The organism is Ruegeria sp. YKSF131, assembly GCF_059612645.1.
In genome coordinates this window covers 1-23,512 of sequence record NZ_JBXWQZ010000026.1, presented here as the reverse complement: position 1 = coordinate 23,512, position 23,512 = coordinate 1, and the positions used below count along the sequence as shown (strand labels likewise).

The following is a 23,512-nucleotide window of genomic DNA, read 5'->3' as shown; positions in this document are numbered from 1 at the left end:
GATTTTTCGGCACGAGATCGCAGGCAGAAAGGCTTAGAAACCAACCGGCAGGTGAAGGGCCACCATCAGCATCACGACCAAAGACAACACGCCAACGGCATCCTGCAGGATAGTCGATTGCGCGCGACTGAAGGCGGTCTTGATCTGGGTCAGCATAGGGTCACCTCCGGTCAGAGTTTTAATCCTTTGTTGACCTTTTGTTCTCATATTTCCAGGCGCAGGTAAAGAACTTTTTGAGAACATTTGTGAACTTTAGGGAACATTACAGCTAACCCACTGAAATCAAACGGATCGCCTGATCCTGTTTCATCAGCCACAAAAGTACACGTGCGGCCCTTCCCCTGTCCGAAGTCAGTTTGGGATCGGTCGTTAGCAGCGCCCGCGCATCGGATTGGGCGACGGCCATCAATCCTGCCTGACGTTCCAGATCCGCGATATGGAATTTTGGCAACCCGGATTGCGCAGTTCCGATCAGATCGCCCGCGCCTCGCATCTCAAGGTCAGTTTCCGAGATTCGGAAGCCATCCTCTGTCTCGCGCAGAACCTCCAGCCGCTTGCGCCCTCCCTCGCTGAGCGGTGGTTGATACATCAGCAAACAGGTGGATTCCGCATCCCCGCGCCCGACGCGCCCCCGCAACTGGTGCAATTGCGCCAGCCCAAAGATCTCGGCCCGTTCAATGACCATGATCGTTGCGTTGGGTACGTTCACGCCAACCTCGATCACCGTCGTGGCAACAAGGACCTTTGTTTTCCCATTCTGAAATGCGCTCATCGCGGCGTCTTTGTCGGCAGGTGGCATCTGACCATGAACCAGCCCCACAACGCCCTCACCCAAAATGGCCCGCAGGCGTTTGAAGCGTTCCTCGGCCGCTGTCAGGTCCGAAACTTCGGATTCGTCGACCAGAGGGCACACCCAGTAACACTGTCGCCCTTCATCAATCGCTCGCCGCAGGTGGGCGATGACTTCGTCCATGCGCTGTGTGTTGACAATCGCCGTTTTGATCGGTTTTCGCCCCGGAGGCTTTTCATCCAGCACCGAAACATCCATGTCGCCATATTGCGCCAGCGCAAGACTACGTGGGATCGGAGTGGCGGTCATTACCAGAACATCGGCCCCCTTGCCTTTTTCCGACAATTCCATTCTCTGCCGCACGCCAAACCGGTGCTGTTCGTCGACGATGGCCAATCTCAGCGCCTTGAATTCAACATCACTTTGAAACACTGCATGTGTGCCAACCAGAATGTGAATATCGCCTTGTTTAAGTGCCTCAAGCTTGGCACGCCGCTCCGCGCCCTTATCACGTCCGGTAAGCAGTTCCAGAACCACTCCGGCCTGCTCGGCCAGTGGGCGCAACCCTTCCAGATGCTGGCGTGCCAGAATTTCGGTCGGGGCCATCATCACGCCCTGCCCGCCTGCCTCAACGGCGATCAGAAGCGCCATGATGGCCACCAGCGTCTTACCGGCGCCGACGTCGCCCTGTAACAGTCGGTTCATTCGGGCGTCAGACGCCATATCAGCCGAAATCTCATCAATAGCGCGCGTTTGTGCATCAGTCGGGCGATAGGGAAGGCTTGCCAGCACTTTAGATTGCAGTGCCCCGGTTCCCACGCTGACTATCCCCCGCGACTTGCGCTCTCGCTGCCGGGCCAGAGCGAGCGTCAGCTGATGCGCAAACAATTCGTCATACGCCAATCTCTGACGCGCAGGGGCAAACGGCGCGACATCATCAGCGCCGCGCGGATTGTGACCGGCGTGAATGGCCGCAGACCAGCTCGGCCAGTTTTGCTGTGACACCTGCGCCGGATCGATCCATTCCTCTAGCTTGGGTGCGCGTGCCAATGCGCTGCGGCTGGCCTTGAACGCTGTTTTCTGGGTCAGCCCTTGCGTCAGGTGGTAGACCGGTTCGAATTCCGGGATATCGCCGGCTTGTTCAACGGGCAGCATGTGGTCAGGGTGCACCATCTGCGCCATGCCGTCGAACAGTTCCAACTTGCCGGAAACCACGCGGCGAGATCCTTGCGGCAAAACTTTTTTCAGATATTCACCACTTGCGTGGAAAAAGACCAGCTGGAAATCGGCCTGACTGTCTTCGACATGAACGCGATAAGCCCCTCCCTTGTTGTGAGGCGGCCTGTGCGGGCCGACTGTCACTTCCACGGTCAGAGTGGCTGGCAGGTCCACCCCCTGAATTGTATCCCGCCTGCGCCGGTCCACCACGGCATAAGGCAGGCTGAACAGAACATCGCGCGGGGATTCCACCCCGGTCTGCGCCATGGCCTGTGCCGTCTTGGGACCGACGCCATCCAACGTTTCCAGCCCTGCAAATAGCGGGAAAAGCTGTTCGGGGCGTCCGCTCATGCGCCTTCTATCAGCTGAAGCCAGCCATCCTCGTCCAAAGTTTCGATCCCAAGTTCCGCCGCCTTTTTCGCCTTTGACCCGGCCCCGGGACCCGCGACCAGAATATCGGTTTTCTTGCTGACAGATCCGGAAACCCTCGCGCCCAACGCCTCGGCTCGCGCTTTGGCTTCGGCGCGGGTCATCTTTTCCAGCGTTCCGGTGAACACTACGGTTTTACCCGCCACCGGACTGTCCGAGGCTGGCGCGTCGGGGGCGATAACCGTCAATTCGCTGCGCAGCGTGTCGAAAGCCCGTCGTTCCTCTACATTGGCAAATGCGTCCGACAGTGAAAGGCCAAGCGTTGCGCCAATTCCGTCGATCCCGATCAGCTCTGCCCAGGCGGCATTGGCATCGGCTGCGACATTGGCCTCCGCGATGGCTGCGTCCCGCACTTCTTTCACGCGCGCTCGACGCCCTTCAAGCTGCGCTGCCGCACGCTCTGCATCTTCCACCTCATCGGCCTGCCGTTGGGCCAGCGCGGCCGGGCGCGCAGTGTCCAACGCGAGTGCCATCGCATCCCAGTCGCGGTAAAAAAGCGCCAGATCGCGCGCACCCACTTCGCCAACATGCCGAATGCCCAGTGCGAACAACAAGCGCGCAAAGGGAATTTTCCGCTTTTCATCAATGGCTTCGAACAGGTTCCTGGCGGATGTTTCGCCCCACCCGTCCCGGTTTTTTAACCGCGTCAGACTGGCTGCGTCCCGTTGTTCCAGCGTGAAGATATCAGCTGGCGCATTGATCGGAAGGGTTGGATCCCCATAGAATATTTCAATCTGTTTTGCACCCAGCCCTTCTATATCAAAGGCTTTGCGCGACACGAAATGTTTTAGTTTTTCAACGGCCTGCGCGGGACAGATCAGGCCGCCGGTGCATCGTCGAACCGCGTCGCCTTCTTCGCGGATCGCATCACTCCCGCATTCGGGGCAATGTGTCGGAAAGGCAAAGCGGCGTGCATCGGCGGGGCGTTTGGACAAGTCGACATCCGACAGTTTGGGGATCACATCGCCAGCGCGATAAACCTGAACCCAATCGCCCACTCGGATATCTTTTCCTTCACGAATCGCGCCGCCCTTGGCATCGCGCCCTGCGATGTAATCTTCGTTGTGCAATGTGGCATTGGAGACGACCACTCCGCCAACCGTTACAGGATGCAACCGTGCCACGGGGCTAAGCGCCCCTGTTCGACCAACCTGAATGTCGATCGCCTCCAATCTGGTCCAGGCCAGTTCGGCTGGGAACTTATGCGCAATTGCCCATCTTGGCGTCGTTGAGCGGAAACCCAGACGTGCCTGCAAAGACAGATCGTTTACCTTGTAGACGACCCCATCGATGTCATACCCCAAAGTCGCACGCTGCGCTTCGATATCCCGGTAATGAGCGATCATGTCCTCAGTCGTGGCACATAGGCGCGTCAAGGGATTCGTGGGGAACCCAAGGGTCGCAAGACGCTCAATTGCTCCAATCTGAGTATCTGCCAAAGGCTCTGACAGTTCACCCCAGGCATAGGCGAAGAAGCGCAATGGGCGGGAACGGGTAATTTCCGAATCCAGCTGGCGCAGTGACCCTGCCGCTGCATTGCGCGGGTTGGCAAAGGGTTTGCCCCCCCGTTCAGCCTGCCGCTCATTCAACGCTTCAAAATCGGAATGAGACATGTAAATCTCGCCCCGGACCTCAAGAATTTGGGGCGCGTTCTCGATCAGCTGTGGAATATCAGAGACTGTGCAGGCGTTGGCCGTCACGTTCTCGCCAACTTCACCGTCGCCCCGCGTTGCGGCCTGAACCAGCTGTCCGTTCTCATATCGCAAGGACAAAGACAGGCCGTCAATCTTGGGTTCAGCTGTGAAAGCCAATGGCGCGCCTGCATCAAGGCCCAGATATTTGCGAATCGAGGTGTCGAAATCGGCAATGTCCCCATCGTCGAACGCATTTCCCAGTGACATCATTCGGACGGCATGAGTAACTTTTAAAAACCCGTCCGCCGGTTTGGCCCCGACTTGCTCTGTCGGGCTGTCAGCACGTTTCAGGTGGGGGAAACGCGCCTCGATCTCGGCGTTTCTGCGTTTGAGGGCATCATAATCCGCATCCGACAACTCGGGCGCATCTTCTGCGTGATACAGAGTGTTGGCTCGCGACAGGATGTCCGCCAACCGCGCCAGTTCGGCACGCGCCTCATCATCCGTCAGGTCTGATATGGGAATGGAATTGCTCATGGCCTCGCCCTGTCACGCGTTCTTGGACCTCAGTGATAGGGCGAGGCCATGGCCAGGTCCAGATGTGCTGAGCCGTGAGTGCAAAGTGCCGCCCTGGACTACCAGCGACACAAACGGTTCAATTCAGAGGCCGACCGCCATTCGCGTCTCGTCCAATGTGTTGCTTTGCGGGTCGCGCAACACGTAACCCCGGCCCCAAACGGTTTCGATATAATTCTCACCACCAGTTGCGTTGCTGAGCTTTTTGCGCAGTTTGCAGATGAAGACGTCGATGATCTTCAGCTCGGGTTCGTCCATGCCGCCATATAGGTGGTTCAGAAACATTTCCTTGGTCAGAGTCGTACCCTTGCGCAAGCTGAGCAATTCCAGCATCTGGTACTCTTTTCCTGTCAGGTGCACGGTTTTTCCGTCCACCTCGACGGTTTTGGCGTCCAGGTTAACGGCCACGCGACCTGTGTGGATGATGGACTGCGAATGCCCTTTCGACCGGCGGATGATGGCATGGATACGAGCCACCAGTTCTTCACGGTGGAAGGGCTTGGTCAGGTAGTCATCCGCGCCAAACCCGAAGCCTTTGATCTTGCTGTCCGTATCATCTGCACCCGATAGGATCAGGATCGGTGTTTCCACCCTGGCAATCCGCAACTGGCGCAACACTTCATGCCCGTTCATGTCTGGCAGGTTCAGGTCCAGCAAGATCAGGTCGTAATCGTAGAGCTTTGCCAGATCGATACCTTCTTCGCCAAGATCCGTTGCATAGACGTTAAGGTTCGCATGCGTCAGCATCAGTTCGATGCTTTTGGACGTGGTCGGATCATCCTCGACAAGAAGTATACGCATTTTCACTGCTCCAATTCGGGTCAATAATTCCAATTAAAACTAAACCTGACCAAGAATGGTTAATCTGACGTTACCGTTGAATCATTTATTCCCGCTCACCTATAGGTTGTCGATACTTTTTTAAGGCCGTGGCTTTCAAAGCCTCGACACCGTGTTCCGCGACCAGGGAAACCCAGCCGTTGAATTCTTCGTCGCTGATCCCGTATTTCTGTTTTGCCTCAGACAGGCTGATCAGCCCGTAAAGTACCCCACGCACGACCAGAATCTTGCGCGAGGCCACCCACCGCCGTGTGCTTGACGGCGGCAGATCGGCGCGTGTCAGTATGGACCCATCCGGCAGAGAAACAGACCTTGGCCCTTCCACTTTGTGCAAATACATCGCTTTACCCTCTTTGCTGCATCAAAGCTGGCACCAGCCTACTTAAGGTCGTATGAAACCGCCTCTTGAGATTGTGTAGAATTTTCCTATATTCTGCCGGTCTTTCTTAACCCGACAGGAACCGCCAATGGCCCTCGACACCGAGCCCCCGCTGAACTCGCTTGGCTTTGCCAAACCGCCCTCGGAAACGCGGGTGGTTGTGGCCATGTCGGGGGGCGTCGATAGCTCTGTTGTCGCAGCCTATCTGGCCGATCAGGGCTATGACGTGGTCGGTGTGACACTGCAACTCTATGATCATGGAGCGGCTCTGGCCAAGAAAGGGGCGTGCTGTGCCGGGATCGATATCCACGATGCGCGCCGCGTGGCAGAAGAGCGTGGGTTTCCCCACTATGTTCTGGACTACGAAAACATCTTCAAGGACGCGGTGATCGATGAGTTTGCAGAAAGCTATCTGGCAGGCGCAACACCCGTACCCTGCATTCGCTGCAACGAGCGGGTAAAATTCAAGGACCTGCTGGAAACCGCCAAGGATCTTGAGGCTGACTGTATGGCCACCGGGCACTATATCCAGCGCAAGATGGGGCCAAACGGCCCGGAACTGCACAGCGCCGAAGATGCCAACCGGGATCAATCCTATTTCCTGTTCTCGACAACGCCGGAACAGCTTGATTTCCTGCGCTTCCCGCTTGGCCACCTGCCCTCAAAAGACGCGACCCGCGAAATGGCGGCTCAATATGGGTTGTCTGTGGCGGACAAGCCTGACAGTCAGGACATCTGCTTTGTGCCCGATGGCAATTATGCCAGCGTTATAGAAAAGCTGCGCCCCGGTGCTGCGGAGCCGGGCGAGATTGTTCATGCCGATGGCCGCGTTCTGGCACAGCATAACGGTGTGATCCATTACACGATCGGCCAAAGGCGCGGCTTGGGCATCGGCGGTCTGAGCGAACCGCTTTATGTGGTCAAGCTGGACGTGGACAAGAAACAGGTCGTTGTCGGCCCCAAAGAGATGCTGGCAACGCGTGTCGTCCCCGTGCGTGAGATCAACTGGCTGGGCGATGAACCCTTCACTTCTCGCGAAGAATGGCACCTGTCAGTCAAGGTCCGTTCGACCCGCCCCCCGCGTGAAGCCATTATTCGACCGCTGTCCGACACCACTGCCGAGGTTGAATTGCTGACACCCGAAGAAGGCATCTCGCCCGGTCAGGCCTGCGTCTTCTATGCCTCAGAAGGCAGCCGAATCTTTGGCGGCGGTTGGATCTGGCGCGGGTACTAGGCTGAAACCGGTTCAACCTCCGGTTCGATCTGGATCTGAAGCGCATCGTTGAACCGGTTGAATGCACCGCACAAAGCGATGCGCCAGGTTAACTCGACAATCTGGGCATCGCTGAACCAATCCCGCAAGTTGGAAACCTCGGCGTCGCGCATGCGGCCTGATCGTGTCGTTACCGCCTCGGCGTATCGCACGACGGCCTTGTCGCACGCGTCCAGCTCGGGGTGGTTGTCAACATCTGGCAAACGCGCCGCGCCTTCGGGGCTGAGACCAGCAACTGTCAACAGCGGAGTATGATGCGAGACGCAGTAGTCACAGGCGTTCAGTTTGGAAACCGTCACCATGGCCAGTTCCAGCGCACGACGCGGCAAGGTCTGCTGTTCCCGTAACGCTGTTAGCATCCCTGCGACATGTTCCAGAACCGGTGGACAATGTGCGGCGACCCGGGCCCAATTGTCGAACGGACCATAAGCGCCCAAAGCCGCATGAGACGCGCGTGTCTCGTCTGCCATCTCGGCGTCTGACAAAGGGGGAATGCGGGTCATGATGAAAGCTCCTTTTTTAGAGAGGATACTTTAAGTCCGCACCGCTGCAACAGACGGTCGCGGATCACAAACCCGAGACGGAACGCCGGAACAAATTTCTTACAGGGCGTCCGTAGGCGAATTGAAGAGGATATAGAGCCCAACGCAGACCATGATATATGGGGCGACCCTATCCATTCGGGCGACGCGTGGCCCCAGGCTTTTGGCCCGAGGGGCGCCCCAGGCGGCGGTAAGGACCAGCACGGAAGCGGCCAGTGCTGCGCCAATCAAGGCGGCAACGCGGTATGAGGGGGTAGAATCCGCCAATAACGGTGTCATGACCGCGAAACTGTCAATCGACAGGCTCAGGAACAGGGTAACCACCGAGGTCACGGCCCCTTTTGCCTCGGTTCCTTCAGAATTGGCCCCGAAAAGCTGCCTCCAGATACCGCGCAGACCAAAGGCCAGTGGCACAAGACCCAGAAACCCGATCCAAAACGGCGCGCCGCTCTGGTCAACGCCCAAAGCGACGGTCATGGCCAATGTCAGAACAATTGTTTGCGCGACGGCAAAGCCAATGATGGCGCGGCGCTGCTCGATCACCAGTATCAAACCCAGCAAGACGGCCAGATTGTCCAGATTGGTGGAAATCATGGCAATCCCGGCTGAAGCGGCGAACAGCGTGTGATCAAGCATGCTCAATCTGCATTCTGTCCAGCACAGCTCGTGCCGCCCGCAATCCCGGAGCTTCTCCTCCGCGCCCCAACCTTTCCATTGTCAGGTTCATCGCAAGTTGCTGAGCGTCGGGGGCATTGGTCACATCATGCAGGGCCTTGGCGATCTTTTCTGGCTGGCAATCGTTCAGCAGGCATTCAGGCACGGCGCGTGTTTCAGATACCAGGTTGACCAATGTAACAGTGTCCAGCTTAACCATGCGTTCAGCCATTTTCTGGGTCAGCCAATTGAGCTTGTAGGCGATCACCATGGGTGTATTCTGCGCGGCCAGTTCCAAAGAAACCGTACCCGAAGCGGCCAGCGCAATACGTGCTGTGCCAAAGGCCGCGCGTTTTTCGATGGTGGCTTGCCCGGCCCCGATTTGGCGCGGGTCGAGCACTATTGGTGCGCCCGGCCAGTTTTGCGTCATATCGTTGACCAGATCAGTTGTTGCACCTACGGTTGGAACCACGACGCGATAACTGGGATGATCCGTCAAAAACAGCCGCAATGCCTCACCAAACGTGTCTGCCAGACGCTCGATCTCACCCCGGCGCGATCCGGGCAGAGCCAGCAGGACTGGTGCATCCCCTAGGTCGTACCTGCTCCGGATTGCTGCAATCTCAGCCTGTGTTGCCGTCGGTTCGCTGGCAACTGGATGGCCAACAAAGTCACACTCCATCCCTGCCCGCTCCATGTATGGCGGCTCGAACGGAAGCAGTGCCAGCACATGGTCGATGACCTTTGCCATTTTATCCGCTCGCCCCGGACGCCAGGCCCAGACACTGGGCGCGACGTAATGCACGGTGCGGATATCACTGGCGGCTTTGACGATTTTGGCGACACGCAGGCTGAAATCGGGGCTGTCGATGGTTATCAGAACGTCCGGCCGCGTGTCCAACACTGCTTGCGCGGTCTCCGAGATTCGACGCTTGAGGTGGAAAAACTTCGGCAGAACCTCGATCAAACCCATCACCGAAAGTTCCGACATCGGAAACCGGCTGGTCAGCCCCTGAACCGCCATCAAAGGTCCGCCCACCCCGTCGAATTCAATATCGGGGATCAGGGTCTTCAGCCCCTCCATCAACGCGGCGCCCAGCCGGTCGCCCGAAGGTTCACCGGCGACCAGAAAAACACGCATCAGACCGCTCGCTCGCGAATATACAGGAACAGCCCAAGACGGTTACATTCGGCGATGACCTGTTCTTTTTCCAAAACCAGCACACCGCCCTTTTCCAGAACGATGCCAGACAAGCCTGCCGCGACCGCATCCGTGATGGTATCCGGTCCTATGACGGGCAGGTCGGCACGACGGTCCTGATCGGGTTTTGGACCTTTGAACAGTATGCCGCCCCCCGCATCCGGGCGTTGTGTCAGGGACTGAAGCATCCAGGCGGTTCCAAAGATGCCTTCGATTGCCAACACCTGCTCTTTTAAAACGGCACAGGCCTGACCTATATCCGCAGTTCCCATGGCCCGCAGAATTCCGGCAGCGCGGTCTGCATCTGCCATATCACTCTCGGATGGGTGCACATCAGTCAGACAGCCCAAAGGCGGCAACAGGCCAGGGGCGATTTCATGCGCGGCAGACACCCGCAATCCTGCGCCTTCCAACAGGCCAATGACAGCCCGCAATGCTCCGTCATCACCCGACAGCATGGCCTGCTGGATCACCGGAACCAATGGCATCGTTGCCGCGTCAATACGTTTAGGATCAACCTTCGGGCGCCGAACTGCGCCGGCCATGCAGATCTCGGTCACGCCCTTCGCCTGAAGCCCGGCGATAAAACTGCCAAGCTGTTCAAGCGGAAACACGATATCTGCGACCAGATCATCCGGCAGGAAACCTTCCATCGCGCAGATCAGCGGACGTTCCGCCAATTGGGCAACCAATTCGGTCGGCAGCGCCCCGGTTCCCGCAATCAACGCAAGCATGTTCCTATTTCCTCGGTGTCAGGAACGACCGATCGCTGTGTCCGGTGACAAAATCAACGATCCGCTGCACATAGTCGCTGTCGTTACCCTGACCAAGACGGTTGGCGCGATCCATGAACGTTCCTTCGCCTTCAGACAACTCCTTGAACGCGGCACGCAATGCCGAGATGTCTTCGCGCGAAACACCTTTACGCTTGAGACCCACGAGGTTCAGACCTTCAAGCTCACCCCTGGATGCTTGTACCAGTCCGTAGGGAATGACGTCTTTGGGCACCATGGTGAGCGCACCGATGATCGCCCCACGTCCAACGCGCACCCACTGGTGCAGGCCCGAAATGCCACCGATGATTACTTCATCCTCGACGATACAGTGACCGGCTGCGCCCGCGTGGTTCACCATGATTACCCGGTTGCCGATCTGCACGTCATGGGCCACATGAACACCTGCCATCAGCAGGCAATCATCCCCGATCCGGGTTACGCCACCGCCGCCTTCGGTTCCGGTGTTGATCGTTACATGCTCGCGAATGCGGTTGCGCTGACCGATTTCAAGGCGCGTATTTTCACCGCCGAATTTCAGGTCCTGAGGAATCTCACCGATCACCGAAAAATTAAAGATCACGGTGTCTTCGCCAATCGATGTATCACCGGTCACAACGACATGAGACTTCAACTCGACCCGATCAGCCAGTTTTACATTGGCGCCCACATAGCTGAAAGGACCGATGATGCAATCCTGCCCGATCTGCGCCCCATCTTCGATAATCGCGCTGGGATGGATACCGCTCATGTTGTTTTTTCCATATCCCAATCGACATAGGCCGAGAATTCTGCCTCGGCGGCTACTTCACCATCAACAGTTGCGCGGCCGTTGAATTTGAAAAGCTTCCCACCCTTCTTGCCGCGAACCGTTTCGACATGCATTTCTAGCACGTCGCCAGGAACAACTTTCCGGCGGAATTTACACTTGTCGATGCTCATGAAATAGATCAGCAACTCGGTGTCGATGACATCCATACCCACGCCCAGCATCACGCCTGCGGTCTGCGCCATCGCCTCAACGATGGTAACACCTGGCATGATCGGAGTTCCCGGAAAATGCCCCTGGAAATGCGGCTCGTTCATGGTGACGTTCTTGATACCGCGGGCCGATTGATAGCCAGAGATGTCAACCACCTTATCGACCAGCAAAAACGGATAACGATGCGGCAGGATCCTTTGGATCAACTGAATATCGGCGCTTTTGGGTTCCGTTGTCATGATGCAGGTATCCCGTTCTGAATGTTTCTTTTTCAGCGTGGTTAGCAATACAGCCTCGTAAGGGCAAGCGAACCTATTCGCTCTTGTCTTTTTGCAGCCCGCTGCCATCGCCAATTGCCGTGTTTACACGGGTTATCGCAGCTTCTGTGATATCTGACGTGCTTACAACGACATTGGAACGTTCGATGATCACGCTGGCCCCAAATTCGCGCAGCAAATCAACAAGGATCGGTCGAACTATTTCAAAGAACGTCTGTTGCGCCTCTTCGCTGCGACGCGCCAACGCGTCAAGCTTTGCTCTTTGCCCGTCACGGTGGGACTGCACCTTGACATCGAACGCTTCGGCCAGAGGTCGAAACTCTTCGGCTGGCATGGTTGCACGCTTTTCAGTCAGGTCTTTTTCCTCGCGGCTGAGTTCCGCGACGATCCGCTCATTTTCTTCCGCAAGCATCGCGCTTTCTTTTTCGATCTCGCGCAGCACGCGCTGCCCGAATGCCGAGTTCTTGAACAGCTGCTCGCCGGACAATGTGACCACGCTGGCTTGCGGAACACCCAGTTGCTGTGCTTCAGCCGAAGGAGCCTGAAACAGCATCAGAAATGCACACAGGGCCCAAAGCGGGCCCTGTATCAAGGTAAAGAACCTGTTCGTCATCGCAGATCAGAACCGAGCCTGAATGGTCAGGTCAAAGTTCTGTTCCTTGTCGAACGTTTCCTTTTTCAGAGCCTTCGAGAAGTTGAACTGCAAAGGTCCAAACGGTGTTTCCCATAGGACCGAGATGCCGATTACGTGACGAATGGACCCGTCTGCACCAACGATATTTGCCCCTGCGGTGTTCACATCGTTGATGTTGTATAGGTTTCCAACATCATAGAACAGACCGCCCCGCAGGCCCAGCTCCTCGGGCAGACCCAAGGGGAAATCGGTTTCAAAACGCGCGACCCAGTAATAGTTGCCACCGATGGCATCATCCTGGCCATTGGACAAATCACGCGGGCCAATACCGGCCGGTTCAAACCCGCGGAAGGTACGAGGCCCCAAAACAAAGCGGTCAACAGCGCGGCTGAAACCATCGCCAGTCCAATTAAACGCACCCAGTTCCAGTGTTGCACGCAGAACGACTTCTTCGTTCCAGACCCGTGTTTGGGCGATCCCGCGAGCGGTGGTTTTGAAGTATTTGTTATCGCCACCAAGACCCGCCGCGTCGACGCCAACCTCGAACAGAACGCCTGAATTCGGGTCCAGACCACCGATCCGGCTGTCATAGATGTATGACAGTCCCAGCGAGCTGGATGTCCGTTTCCCCTGCGCAATCTCAGACGCAATCACCGCACCGTTGACCTGATCGCTCTGCTGGGTCATCTCGCTGCGGTCCCAGTCATAGCGCAACCGAAGAGCAGATAGTTCGCCGATTGCATAGGTCAGTTGAGGTGTGAAAAACAACGAGCTCGTGTCGTAACTCGCAAAGCCGGAATTGGTTGCCGACAGACCCAGTCCAAGGTCGAAACGCAGCTTTCGGCCCAGCAAATAGGGCTCGGTAAAGTTAATCGTGTATTGTTCTGAATCCTGTGCTGTCGAGATGGACACACCAAGATTCTGACCGCGTCCCAGGAAGTTCGCCTCGTTCAGGCCGATTGCAATCCCGAAGCCGTCTGTGACCGAGTAGCTGCCGCCAAGGCTCAGAGAGCCTGTAGGCTGTTCTTCGACATCCACATCAAGAATGACCTGGCTGGGTGACGACCCTTCCCGAGGCTCAACTTCCGCAACCGCAAAGAACCCAAGCGCATTGATGCGTTCCGCGGCCTGACGGATTTCACGCGGGTTGAACGGGTCACCTTCGACGGTGTCGAATTGACGACGGATCACACGGTCCAGCGTGGTGGTGTTGCCCTCGATATCGATCCGCTCAACAAAAATACGCGGACCCTTCGTCAGAACAAATTCGACGTCCAGGGTAAGATCTCGGTCATTGCGCGTCACACGCGGTTCAACACGCAGGAAATCAACGCCCTGCTTCAACCCAAGGCGCTCTTGCCGCGCGATCGAGTTTTCCACCAGCGTCGGCGTATAGGTCACGCCAGGTTTGATTTTCAGCGCATCCTGATACGGCGCCGCATCGACACCGGCGATTTCGCTAACCGTCGTTATCTTTCCAAACGAGAACTTTTGGCCTTCGGTGACGTTCATCACCAGAAAGAACGCATCCCGTTCGCGGGTAAATTCGACGTTGGCGCTGTTCACACGGAAATCGATATAGCCCCGCGACAGGTAGAAATCGCGAATGACTTGTTTGTCGAATTCGATGCGGTCGCCGATAAACGTGTCGTTGCGGAAGAATGTCCGCAGAAACGTTGCCTGTTTGGTTTCCAGTACCCGGCGCAGCCTCCGGTCCGAAAAGGCGCGGTTGCCGACAAAGCTGACGCGCTCGACCTCAATGGTCGTGCCTTCTGCCACTTCAAAGACCAGATCGACCCGGTTGTCGCTGCGACGGATGATGCGAGGAATGACAGTTGCCGCGACACGACCCTGGGCCGAATACACTTCGGCGATCGTGTCAGCATCCGCTTCGGCAGCCTGAGGCGTAAAAACCCGGCGTGGTTGCGACGAGATCACGTCCAGAAGAACGTCGTCTTTGACGCGAGCATTCCCTTCAATGCTGATCTGGTTGATCGTTGGGTATTCCTGAACCTGAATGACCAGAGTCGTGCCGCGCGGTGTCAGTTCGACTGTTTCAAATACACCACTGTCAAGCAAACGCTGATAGGCATCGTTAAGCTGTCCGGCCGTTACGGTCTGGCCCGGTTCGATTCCGGTACGAGCGATGATTGTCCCGGTTTCGATCCGGCGATTCCCCTCAACATCAAACGAGTTGATCGTGTAGCTTTGCGCCGATGCCGCATGTGGAAACGCCAGTAAGCTTACCGCAACAAAAAGGAAAAAAACCGTTAGCGCCTGCCACAAAATATTGTTTATCGGCTTATGCCCCCCGCAGGATGTGCCTGCGTCTCGCCTGTCAGTCATTTTATGCTCTACCCAGAATTTTGAGACTTTAATGCTGAGTAACGGGATTGAATGAGCTTGTCAAAAGGCGATATCGAAGCAGTCAGGCAGACAGCCACGGGACAACAGACCTACGATTTTCCCGAGAATCACATTCCCGCCAGATAGGCGGCCCCAGCCATTGCCAACGCTGTAACGGCAAAGCTCAGCATAACGTCCCAATTCAACATGAACAGGAAGCTAAAGCTTTGATACGATTTTTTCAGCGTTTTGGACATGACTGTTCCCTTTTGACGGGAATACTGTAGCGCTGAAATATGGCGGGAATGCGGCTGGAATTTGCTCCAGCCGCCACATTCAGCAGAACAGGTCGTTGCTGACCGAAAACAGCATCAGCGTCAGAATGATCGCAATTCCAATGCCCATGAGTATGCGCAACGCCCGGTCGCTGGGTGGTTTCCCGGCAATGGCCTCGTAGGCGTAGAAAATCAGATGCCCGCCATCCAGCGCCGGAATGGGAAACAGGTTCAACAAGCCTACGGCCGTCGAAAGGACAGCAATGAAGAAGATAAAGTTCTGCGCCCCCTGGCTGGCCATCGCCCCCGAGGTTTCGGCAATTCCGATTGGCCCCGAGATGTTGCAGGTGCTGATTGCGCCCGTCACCATGTGCCACATGCCGGACAAGGACCCTTCGATGATGCGGCCTGTCTGGATGACACCGCCCTTTAGGGAATCGAAAAGACCAGCCGGTACCGTAGCAGGCTCCAGCATCATGCCACCGACGATTCCGATGCGCCAATGGGTGACAAAACCACCATCAGGCTGCGGTTCATCCGTGCGCCGGGGCGCTAGGGCAAATTCCAACTCGGACCCATCCCGCCAGACTTCAAGCAGCAAGACGCGGCCGTCCGATCCTTCGACATGATCCTTTAGCTGTTCGAAGGCAAAGATCGGTTCACCATTGACCGATGTGATGACATCCCCTTGCTTCAGTTGGATATCCATAGCCGCGCTGCGCGGGGCAACCTGACGGATCAGCGGCGGAAGCATCCAGGGGGCCTGAACCTCAAGGGGGTGGCCATCGCGGATCACGGAATAATCCAGAACCGGTTGAACAGGCAGTTGGTCGATGAATTCCTTCCATGCGACTTCTTCGTCATAGTCCGGTGTCGGACGACCGGCGATAGCCGTAATCACATCTCCCTCGCGCAATTCCTGCACGGTGCCTGGCAAAGGCTGCAACGCGCCAACGGTCAGGGGTTCACGCGAAACGCCCTGTGACCAGAAGATCAGGCCAAAAACCAGAATGGACATGGCGAAATTAAAGACCGGGCCAGCCGCGACAGTTGCTGCCCGTGCCCATAGCGGGGCGCCGTGCATGGTGCGGCGCAACTCCTCAGGACTTTGGGTCGCGATGTCTTCCATCGCCTCTTCATCCTTGCCCGAGGCCGCATTGGCATCGCCCAGAAACTTTACATATCCACCAAAAGGCAATGCTGCGATCTGCCACTTGGTTCCGCGCTTATCCTTGCGGCTCCAGAGCACCGGCCCGAACCCGAGCGAGAAGACTTCGGCATGGATACCCGACCACCTGCCCACAATGTAGTGGCCATATTCATGCACGGCCACAATGACCGACAGCGCAATAACAAAGGCAACAATCGTCCACAGCAGATTGCCGAATTGCGGGATCAGGGAAAGTACGTCCAAAATTCTATCCTGCTCGTTCCATCACAGTGTTATCGACCCACTGACGTGCCAGATGGTCGGTTTGCTGTACGTTATCAAGTGTCATCGGGGCATCAATAAGGCCACCCGTTGCGTCAAACCTGTCCAATACGGCAGAAACGGTGTCCGCCATATCAAGAAAGCCGATCCGGCGCGCAATGAAGTGATCCAGCGCGCGTTCCTTGGCGGCATTGAATACCGCGCCGGCCAGCCCACCGCACTCCATGACGTCCCAAGCAAGTTTTAGGGCTGGATAGCGTGTGAGATCCGGTTCGTTAAAGCGTAGCTGAGCCAGCTTTGCCAGGTCCAGCCGCTGAACCGGCAGCTTCTGCCTTTCCGGCCAGTGCAACGCATACCCTATGGCATGGCGCATATCGGGGGCGCCCATATGTGCCATCATTGCGCCATCTCGAAACCCGACCATTGCATGGACAATGGATTCAGGATGAACCAAAACTTCGATTTGATCCGGAGATACTCCGAAATATTCTTTTGTTTCTATTACTTCCAACGCCTTGTTGAACATCGAGGCACTGTCGATTGTGATCCGCTGTCCCATATCCCAATTCGGATGGCTGGACGCTTGTTCGACGGTGGCGGTTGCCAGATCCTTCAGCGGCCAGTCGCGGAACGCTCCGCCACTTGCGGTGATAATCACGCGTTCGACCGTTTTGATATCTTCGCCGACCAGCGCCTGAAACACGGCAGAATGCTCACTGTCGACCGGAAGCAAACGCGCGTCATAGTTTTTTGCAGTTTCCAGAACCAGTGATCCGGCGCAGACCAGTGTTTCCTTGTTGGCCAAGGCCAGTGTCGTCCCTTGTTTCAGGGCTTCGATCCCAGGCGCAAGGCCTGCTGCCCCGACGATTGCTGACATGACCCAATCCGCCGGACGCGCGGCAGCCTCGGCAATTGCGCGCGGCCCGGCCGCCACTTCGACCCCACTGCCCGCCAAGGCGACGCGCAGGTCCTCCAACCTGTCTTCGTGTGCCGTGACAGCCAGATCGGCGCGCAACCGACGAGCGTCATCGGCAAGCTGTTGAATATTCGCGCCGCCGGTAAGCGCCACCACATCATAGCCTTCGGGATTACGCGAAATCAGATCAAGCGTGTTTTGCCCGATCGAACCCGTGGCGCCAAGAACGGAAATCCGTCGCATTACATCTCACCCGGCGTGTACAGAAGCCCTGCGATCAGAACAAACACCGCAGCCCCCATCATGCCGTCGAACCTATCCAGAAAGCCGCCATGGCCGGGGATCAGGTTCGAACTGTCCTTGACCCCGAACTTACGTTTGATCGCGCTTTCGATTATGTCACCCGCCTGGCTGGCCATTGATGCGAAAACGGAAACAACAACAAAGGCAAATCCGAAACCCGCGTGGCTTGCGAAGGCGATACCGACACAGGCCGCGGCAGCCCATCCGCCTGCCGTTCCAGACCATGTTTTCTTGGGGCTGACCTTTGGCCAGAACTTGGGCCCTCCGACCATTTTGCCCACAAAATAGCCCGCCACATCCGTGGCCACCACCACCGCTATCAGCCAGACCATCCAGCCAAATCCCGAGTTTTCGCGAATGGAAATGAATCCCAGACCAGCCGCAACAATCCAGACCGCGAACAAGCCGTATAAGGTTTTCGAACGACCGATCTGTCCCATACCCACCAAAGCTGGCGCAAGCACGACAGGGAGCGTGTATAGCGCCGGCAGGTGGTAGCTGAGGATAACGGCAAACGCAGTCAGAACGCCCAACTGCACGGCCACACCCTGGCTTTCAGGGTCAATCATCCGGACCAGTTCCCAGGTCATCAGGCCACAAGCAGCTGCAATGAAGACCTCGAACCAGAGACCGCCAAGCCAGACTTCGATGGCCCCTATCGCAACCAGAACGGCGGCAGAAAGGACCCGACTCGTCAGATCAGACCACCGGCCATCACTCATGCCAGAACCGCCCCGTACCGGCGCTCTCTGGCCCCATAGTTGCGACATAGCCTTTCGAGTTCTGCCGCGGTGAAATCCGGCCACAACGTATCTATAAATTCATACTCGGAATAGGCGGACTGCCACAGCAGAAAATTTGAAATCCGTGCTTCGCCACTGGTTCGAATGACAAGGTCGGGATCCGGAAGAACGCGTGTATCCAGATACTTAGGCAACGTTTCTTCATCCACATCCTCGGGTTTAAGCTGCCCGTCGGCCACATCCCGCGCGAGACGTTTGGTGGCGCGCGCTACCTCGTCCCGACCGCCATAATTCAGGGCGACCGTCAGATGAACAAGGTCGTTGTCCTTGGTTTCTTCTTCCAGTGAATCCATCAATTCGATCAGTTTTGAATCCAACCTTACCCGATCACCTATGAACCGAACCCGGATGCCATTATCTGCCAGGGTCCGTGTCTCCTTGATGATGTAGCGCCGAAACAGGCTCATCAACCCGGCCACCTCAACCTGCGTTCGCTTCCAGTTCTCGGTCGAGAATGCAAACACAGTCAGGTACTTGATCCCCAGATGTGGACAGGCCTCGACAACCTCGCGAACACGCCGCGCACCGGCATGGTGCCCAAACAGCCTGGGGCGACCACGCGCCTGCGCCCAGCGGCCATTGCCATCCATGATGATAGCGACATGGCGCGGGCCGCAGACCGGATCGGTTTGGGGATCTTTCGGCATCAGACCAGATCAGACCTGCATGATTTCAGTTTGCTTGGTTTCAAGCGCCGCATCTACAGCCTTGATCATCGCATCCGTCAGATCCTGCACTTCGCTTTCCCACAGCTTCTGGTCGTCTTCAGACATACCGTCCGCTTTTGCCTTCTTGATCTGATCCATGCCGTCCCGGCGCACATTGCGGATCGCGATCCGGGCGCTTTCCGCATATTGGCCAGCGACCTTGCCCAGTTCACGGCGACGCTCTTCGTTCAACTCGGGAATCGGCAGCATTATGATTGTGCCGTTCAGCTGCGGGTTGATGCCCAATCCGCTTTCGCGAATGGCCTTTTCAACCTTTCCTACCAATGACTTATCCCACACATTTATAGTGACCATGCGCGGCTCTGGGACGTTGACGGTGCCCACCTGGTTGATCGGTGTCGTCGAGCCGTAAGCGTCTACCATAATAGGCTCAAGCATCGAAGCCGATGCGCGCCCGGTTCTCAGCGAGGCAAATTCGGTTCTCAGATTGGCCATTGCGCCATCCATGCGGCGTTTCAGGTCATCGGTGTCCAGTTCGAAGTCGTCAGACATGCTGCTCACTCCCCGTATTCAGGTACTCTTTGGATGGGTCTTACGCCATCACATTTGGGATGTATAGCAATCATGAGGCGGTTTTGTACCAATGGCCAGAGGTGTTGCGATCAATTTGTACCAAACGCACCTTCGCAAAACCCGACACGGCATCGTATCGGGTTTAGGCTGTCATCTGCGCTCAGGCATTCAAATCGACAACAACGCGCCCTTTGACCTGCCCTTTCAGGATATCGGCACCCAGTTGCGGAAGATCAGACAAGGCCGCCGGTTGAACCATCGACTCGAGCTTGTCCATGGGCAGGTCGGTTGCGATCCTTTGCCAGGCACGAACCCGGTTTTCATAGGGTTGCATGACACTGTCGATGCCAAGAAGGTTCACACCGCGCAGCAGGAAAGGAATCACCGTTGCAGGCAACGCCGCACCGCCCGCCAGACCCACGGCCGCGACCGAGCAGCCGTATTTCATTTGCCCAAGCACACGCGCCAGCATCGCACCGCCCACGGCATCCACGCAACCCGCCCAGGTTTCACTTTCCAACGGGCGCTTGGTAGTCTCATTCAGCTCATCGCGGGGCACTATTGTCGTTGCACCCAGCGATTTCAGATAATCTCCGGTTTCGGGTCGCCCGGTCACGGCAGCCACCTGATAGCCGAGATGACCCAGAATGGCAGTGGCCACCGACCCGACACCACCGGCCGCCCCGGTTACCAGAACCGGGCCGCGATCGGGGGTCAGCCCGTGATCCTCCAACGCCATCACGGCCAGCATCGCGGTAAACCCGGCGGTACCAACAGCCATCGCCTGCCGGGTATCAAGCCCATCCGGCAGAGGAACCAGCCAGTCCGCCTTGGCACTGGCTTTCTGCGAATAACCACCCCAATGCGCCTCGCCTACCCGCCACCCGGTCAGAACAACCTTGTCACCCGGCTTGTAACGCGCATCGGTCGATGCCTCGACAGTACCGGCATAATCAATTCCGGGGACATGCGGATACGCCCGCACCAAACCGCCCCCCTTGGGGGACAGACACAGACCGTCCTTGTAGTTCACTGTGGAATATTCAACCGCGACCGTGACGTCGCCATGCGGCAGATCATCCAGCGTGAGTTGCCTGACCGACGCGCTCGCCAAACCGCTTTCTTCGTCCTTGTCCATCACAAGTGCATTGAACATCTCTCAATTCCTTTCGTGTTTCTGTAACCGGCCCGTTGTTTCACCTGGCCCCAAATATCCCGGGGGAGTCGCGCAGCGACGGGGGCAGCGCCCCCAAAACCCCCCTTTAAATCCAGAAATGCGGCTGCACGGTCGCGCGGCGCATTCCATCTGGTGTTTCTACGTCCAGCTCCGTTCCCGCATCCCAATGGCTCAGGCGTACCATGCCAATGGCGACGTTGGTGTTGAAATCGGGTGACCACGCGGCCGAGGTCACCTGCCCCACACGCTTGCCGTCCGCGTAAAGGCCCCATGGGCGGTCGCAGCCCGGTACAGGATCGCCGGCAATGGCGACGGGGCGGATTTGCTGAACAGGCCCTTCCTTGGCCACACGCAGCAACGCGTCCCGACCGATACAGCCAATCGCAGTATGTGTGTTGCAGAACTTGCCCAAACCGCACTCATGCGGGGTGTTGTCGTCGGTCATGTCATTGCCATAAGACAGCAGACCACCTTCAATCCGTTCGATCACGTTCGGGCATCCGGCGCGCACCTGCAAATCTTCCCCTGCTGCAAACAGGGCGTTCCACAGGGGCATGCCGATATCGCTGCCTTCCACATAAATCTCGAACCCGCCCTGTTTGGAATAACCGGATCGCGCCACAGCCAGATCGCGACCTTCAAACTGGAACATATCGAATTTGAAGAACCGGATGTCGCGCACCCGGTCGCCAAAGACACGCGCCATCAGGTCGTCGGCTTTGGGACCCTGAACAGCAAGAGGTGACACATCCGGTTCGTCCACCAGCACATCCAGACGATATCCAACGGCGATTCCCTTGACCCACAACAACAGGTCGCTGTCAGCGATTGAAATCCACCAGCGGTCTTCGGACAGTTTTACCGCAACCGGGTCATTCAGCATGCCTCCGGTTTCGTCCACGATGGGGACATAGAAACATTGCCCCGGCAACATCCCCCGTAAATCGCGCGGGGTCAGCATCTGCATCAGACGCGCGGCGTCCGGTCCGCGTAGCTCGATCTGCCGCTCGCATGCGACATCCCAGACCTGCACGTGGGATTTCAGGTGCCGGTAATCGGCTTCGACGCTGTCGAAGACCGTGGGCAACAGCATACGGTTATAAACCGTGTATCCCTTGACCCCTGCGGCCTCGACCCCTTCTGAAAACGGTGTGCGCCGCAAGCGGCGAGAGGCGGAAATCTGCGGCATTCAAACCTCCTTGGGCATAAAGACGATGTCGCTGACGGGCGTTTGCGAACCAACTTCGGTCAGCATTTTGTGCAATTGATCCCGGTGGTGGGTCTGATGGTTGAAGAAATGGATGACACAGTTTTCGTAAGACATTGTGATGTCGACCTCTTTTACGACTAAGCACCTTTTGATTGGCCCAAGCAACAGACAGTTTCTGATGCGACAACTATTGCAGAAACTCGGCCAACTGCGAGTTTTGCCAGTGATTTTACCGCGCCATCTCTTGCGCAAGTGCGCCTGAGATCATCACTTGGGCCCGTGCCAATCAATCGGACAGATTTCAGCGGACTTGCCGCCAAAATCCCAAACGCGCCCGTAGTCGCGCACTTTCGACTTGGTGCCGCGGGCCACGATGATGTCAGGACCCATCCAGTATTTTGAGTTTGAAACCATCACGGGATGTTCGGGGTCTTTGCCCGCCAGCATCTCGATCTCACCCTGAATCTTGCGGCCGATCATGATGCGGCGCTTGGTGCCGTCACGCTCGATCTGAACCGGCGCCCGTTCGGCCCCGATGATTTCGCTGACGAGCATGGTGAACAGACCGGTGGTACCGCCCGCCTGCCCGCTGAAGATTTGCAGCAGCCCGTTATAGGCTTTGCCGCTGGCGCGCTCATCTACGTAAGCCGCCACTTTCCACTGGCCTTCGCCCATCCGGCCGGGAATATCGACCAGCAGGCCGATATTCAGACCCGACAGGTCCTCGCCCTCGTAATGGCCCTCATCAACGACAATACCCATCCAGGCATGACAATGCCCTTCGGTCGGAGGGTGCGCGCCCAGTGAAACGACGCAGGGACAGAACACATCGCACGAGCAGTTCAGGATCAACTCCCCCTTGATGGCCCAGTCCGTCGGGCTCATCTCGCGACGTTTGGGATTGGGCATCCGGCTGTCGATACGCTGGCTGACGGGCAACCGGTCGGCATCCGGTTTTCTGTTCTTTGCCATTGGCTTATCCTCCGTAGTTAATAGGGTAAACGAGCAGGACAAGACCGCCCGCAATCAATACAAATCCCACCGGTCGGGTTACAGCATGACCGATCTGGGGAAGTTTCTCCAAAACCATGAATAGGGTCGCAAGACCCATCCACAAAAGGCTCATGACACCGCCCACAAAACCAAGCGCCATGAAACCCCAGCAGCATCCGACGCAGAAGGCACCAAGGTCCAGCCCCATGCGGACGCCGCCCGCAAATCCAGTTCTCCAATGGCCCAGGAAATAGGCCATAGGGGCGTGGCACACACCATGGCAGACCTCTTTGGCGCGCGAGAACTGAAACGCGCCAACTACGATCATCAACCCGCCCGCAACCCAGCCGGACCTGGCAATGCCCAGCATATCAATCACGCCACCAAACAGCAGGGCCCGCTGCGTTCCCGCGATCACAGCCGCAAACCCGACCCAAACCAACGAATACCCTGCAAGTACACCCAGCCAACCGGCACGGGTGCCATTGGCACCGCGGATCAGGTCGTCATAGCTGCGCAGGGTTGGCACAAGTGTCGGCAGCATCATGGCCGCCATCATGATCGCCCACATCCAGAACAGCGTGCCAAACTCGGCCATCGGCATGTACATATC

At 57.1% G+C, this 23,512-nt stretch carries 25 protein-coding genes; 1 reads left to right on the top strand and 24 read right to left on the bottom strand.

The window, feature by feature from the left end; translation table 11 throughout:
• Positions 1-33 precede the first annotated feature (33 nt).
• From AC2FLZ_RS11345 to sciP, 5 genes are all read right to left on the bottom strand, one after another.
• Positions 34-156 (bottom strand): hypothetical protein, encoded by a 123-nt coding sequence (locus AC2FLZ_RS11345; RefSeq protein ID WP_267366389.1) that lies wholly within the window; start codon positions 154-156, stop codon positions 34-36.
• Positions 157-268: 112 nt separating this feature from the next.
• Positions 269-2,359, bottom strand: a complete 2,091-nt coding sequence (recG, locus tag AC2FLZ_RS11340; RefSeq protein WP_496882184.1) for an ATP-dependent DNA helicase RecG — start codon at positions 2,357-2,359, stop codon at positions 269-271.
• Complete coding sequence (ligA, locus tag AC2FLZ_RS11335) at positions 2,356-4,608, bottom strand: NAD-dependent DNA ligase LigA (protein WP_496714508.1); 2,253 nt, start codon at positions 4,606-4,608, stop codon at positions 2,356-2,358. Before ligA ends, recG begins: the two co-directional genes overlap by 4 nt.
• A gap of 123 nt (positions 4,609-4,731) precedes the next feature.
• The gene (gene ctrA / locus AC2FLZ_RS11330; RefSeq protein ID WP_267364745.1) at positions 4,732-5,448 is read right to left on the bottom strand and encodes a response regulator transcription factor CtrA; all 717 of its coding nucleotides are present in this window, start codon (positions 5,446-5,448) and stop codon (positions 4,732-4,734) included.
• Positions 5,449-5,533: 85 nt separating this feature from the next.
• Entirely contained in the window at positions 5,534-5,827 is a 294-nt protein-coding gene (gene sciP, locus AC2FLZ_RS11325) for a CtrA inhibitor SciP (protein ID WP_480516973.1), read from the bottom strand.
• Positions 5,828-5,954: 127 nt separating this feature from the next.
• Between sciP and mnmA the strand changes: the two genes are divergently transcribed.
• Entirely contained in the window at positions 5,955-7,100 is a 1,146-nt protein-coding gene (mnmA, locus tag AC2FLZ_RS11320; protein WP_496882183.1) for a tRNA 2-thiouridine(34) synthase MnmA, read from the top strand.
• Here mnmA and AC2FLZ_RS11315 read toward each other — a convergent pair.
• From AC2FLZ_RS11315 to AC2FLZ_RS11225, 19 genes are all read right to left on the bottom strand, one after another.
• Positions 7,097-7,642, bottom strand: a complete 546-nt coding sequence (locus AC2FLZ_RS11315; protein WP_480516969.1) for a carboxymuconolactone decarboxylase family protein — start codon at positions 7,640-7,642, stop codon at positions 7,097-7,099. The two genes, mnmA and AC2FLZ_RS11315, sit on opposite strands and share 4 nt — an antisense overlap.
• Positions 7,643-7,741: 99 nt before the next feature.
• A complete protein-coding gene (locus AC2FLZ_RS11310; protein ID WP_496714505.1) occupies positions 7,742-8,317 on the bottom strand; it encodes a hypothetical protein in 576 nt (191 codons plus the stop codon).
• Positions 8,310-9,476 carry a lipid-A-disaccharide synthase gene (lpxB, locus tag AC2FLZ_RS11305; RefSeq protein WP_480516965.1) on the bottom strand — a complete coding sequence of 389 codons (1,167 nt, stop codon included), beginning with the start codon at positions 9,474-9,476 and terminating at the stop codon, positions 8,310-8,312. The genes AC2FLZ_RS11310 and lpxB overlap by 8 nt, the downstream gene beginning before the upstream one ends.
• Positions 9,476-10,270, bottom strand: coding sequence for an LpxI family protein (locus AC2FLZ_RS11300; protein WP_496882182.1), 795 nt, complete (start codon positions 10,268-10,270; stop codon positions 9,476-9,478). Before AC2FLZ_RS11300 ends, lpxB begins: the two co-directional genes overlap by 1 nt.
• A 4-nt stretch (positions 10,271-10,274) precedes the next feature.
• Positions 10,275-11,060, bottom strand: a complete 786-nt coding sequence (gene lpxA, locus AC2FLZ_RS11295; RefSeq protein ID WP_496714503.1) for an acyl-ACP--UDP-N-acetylglucosamine O-acyltransferase — start codon at positions 11,058-11,060, stop codon at positions 10,275-10,277.
• Entirely contained in the window at positions 11,057-11,530 is a 474-nt protein-coding gene (gene fabZ / locus AC2FLZ_RS11290) for a 3-hydroxyacyl-ACP dehydratase FabZ (protein ID WP_267364735.1), read from the bottom strand. Before fabZ ends, lpxA begins: the two co-directional genes overlap by 4 nt.
• A 73-nt stretch (positions 11,531-11,603) precedes the next feature.
• Positions 11,604-12,182 carry an OmpH/Skp family outer membrane protein gene (locus AC2FLZ_RS11285; RefSeq protein ID WP_496714502.1) on the bottom strand — a complete coding sequence of 193 codons (579 nt, stop codon included), beginning with the start codon at positions 12,180-12,182 and terminating at the stop codon, positions 11,604-11,606.
• Positions 12,183-12,188: 6 nt separating this feature from the next.
• Complete coding sequence (gene bamA, locus AC2FLZ_RS11280) at positions 12,189-14,549, bottom strand: outer membrane protein assembly factor BamA (RefSeq protein ID WP_480472667.1); 2,361 nt, start codon at positions 14,547-14,549, stop codon at positions 12,189-12,191.
• A 128-nt stretch (positions 14,550-14,677) separates the two neighbouring features.
• On the bottom strand, positions 14,678-14,806 hold the full coding sequence (locus tag AC2FLZ_RS11275) for a hypothetical protein (protein ID WP_267364732.1): 129 nt from the start codon (positions 14,804-14,806) through the stop codon (positions 14,678-14,680).
• Between the two features lie 79 nt (positions 14,807-14,885).
• Entirely contained in the window at positions 14,886-16,238 is a 1,353-nt protein-coding gene (rseP, locus tag AC2FLZ_RS11270) for an RIP metalloprotease RseP (protein WP_480472665.1), read from the bottom strand.
• 4 nt (positions 16,239-16,242) lie between these two features.
• Positions 16,243-17,415, bottom strand: coding sequence for a 1-deoxy-D-xylulose-5-phosphate reductoisomerase (dxr, locus tag AC2FLZ_RS11265; protein ID WP_496882181.1), 1,173 nt, complete (start codon positions 17,413-17,415; stop codon positions 16,243-16,245).
• Entirely contained in the window at positions 17,415-18,197 is a 783-nt protein-coding gene (locus tag AC2FLZ_RS11260) for a phosphatidate cytidylyltransferase (protein ID WP_480545597.1), read from the bottom strand. The genes dxr and AC2FLZ_RS11260 overlap by 1 nt, the downstream gene beginning before the upstream one ends.
• The gene (uppS, locus tag AC2FLZ_RS11255) at positions 18,194-18,925 is read right to left on the bottom strand and encodes an undecaprenyl pyrophosphate synthase (RefSeq protein ID WP_480553445.1); all 732 of its coding nucleotides are present in this window, start codon (positions 18,923-18,925) and stop codon (positions 18,194-18,196) included. The genes AC2FLZ_RS11260 and uppS overlap by 4 nt, the downstream gene beginning before the upstream one ends.
• A 9-nt stretch (positions 18,926-18,934) precedes the next feature.
• Complete coding sequence (gene frr, locus AC2FLZ_RS11250) at positions 18,935-19,498, bottom strand: ribosome recycling factor (RefSeq protein WP_480472657.1); 564 nt, start codon at positions 19,496-19,498, stop codon at positions 18,935-18,937.
• 181 nt (positions 19,499-19,679) lie between these two features.
• Entirely contained in the window at positions 19,680-20,675 is a 996-nt protein-coding gene (gene acuI, locus AC2FLZ_RS11245) for an acryloyl-CoA reductase (protein ID WP_480553443.1), read from the bottom strand.
• Between the two features lie 106 nt (positions 20,676-20,781).
• Positions 20,782-21,885 carry a dimethylsulfoniopropionate demethylase gene (locus tag AC2FLZ_RS11240; RefSeq protein WP_496808525.1) on the bottom strand — a complete coding sequence of 368 codons (1,104 nt, stop codon included), beginning with the start codon at positions 21,883-21,885 and terminating at the stop codon, positions 20,782-20,784.
• Positions 21,886-22,020, bottom strand: coding sequence for a DinB family protein (locus AC2FLZ_RS11235; RefSeq protein WP_480623060.1), 135 nt, complete (start codon positions 22,018-22,020; stop codon positions 21,886-21,888).
• Positions 22,021-22,173: 153 nt separating this feature from the next.
• Complete coding sequence (locus AC2FLZ_RS11230) at positions 22,174-22,878, bottom strand: DUF1326 domain-containing protein (RefSeq protein WP_480516951.1); 705 nt, start codon at positions 22,876-22,878, stop codon at positions 22,174-22,176.
• Between the two features lie 4 nt (positions 22,879-22,882).
• Positions 22,883-23,512 (bottom strand): DUF2182 domain-containing protein (locus AC2FLZ_RS11225; RefSeq protein WP_496882180.1); only part of this gene is annotated, 630 nt, incomplete at its 5' end.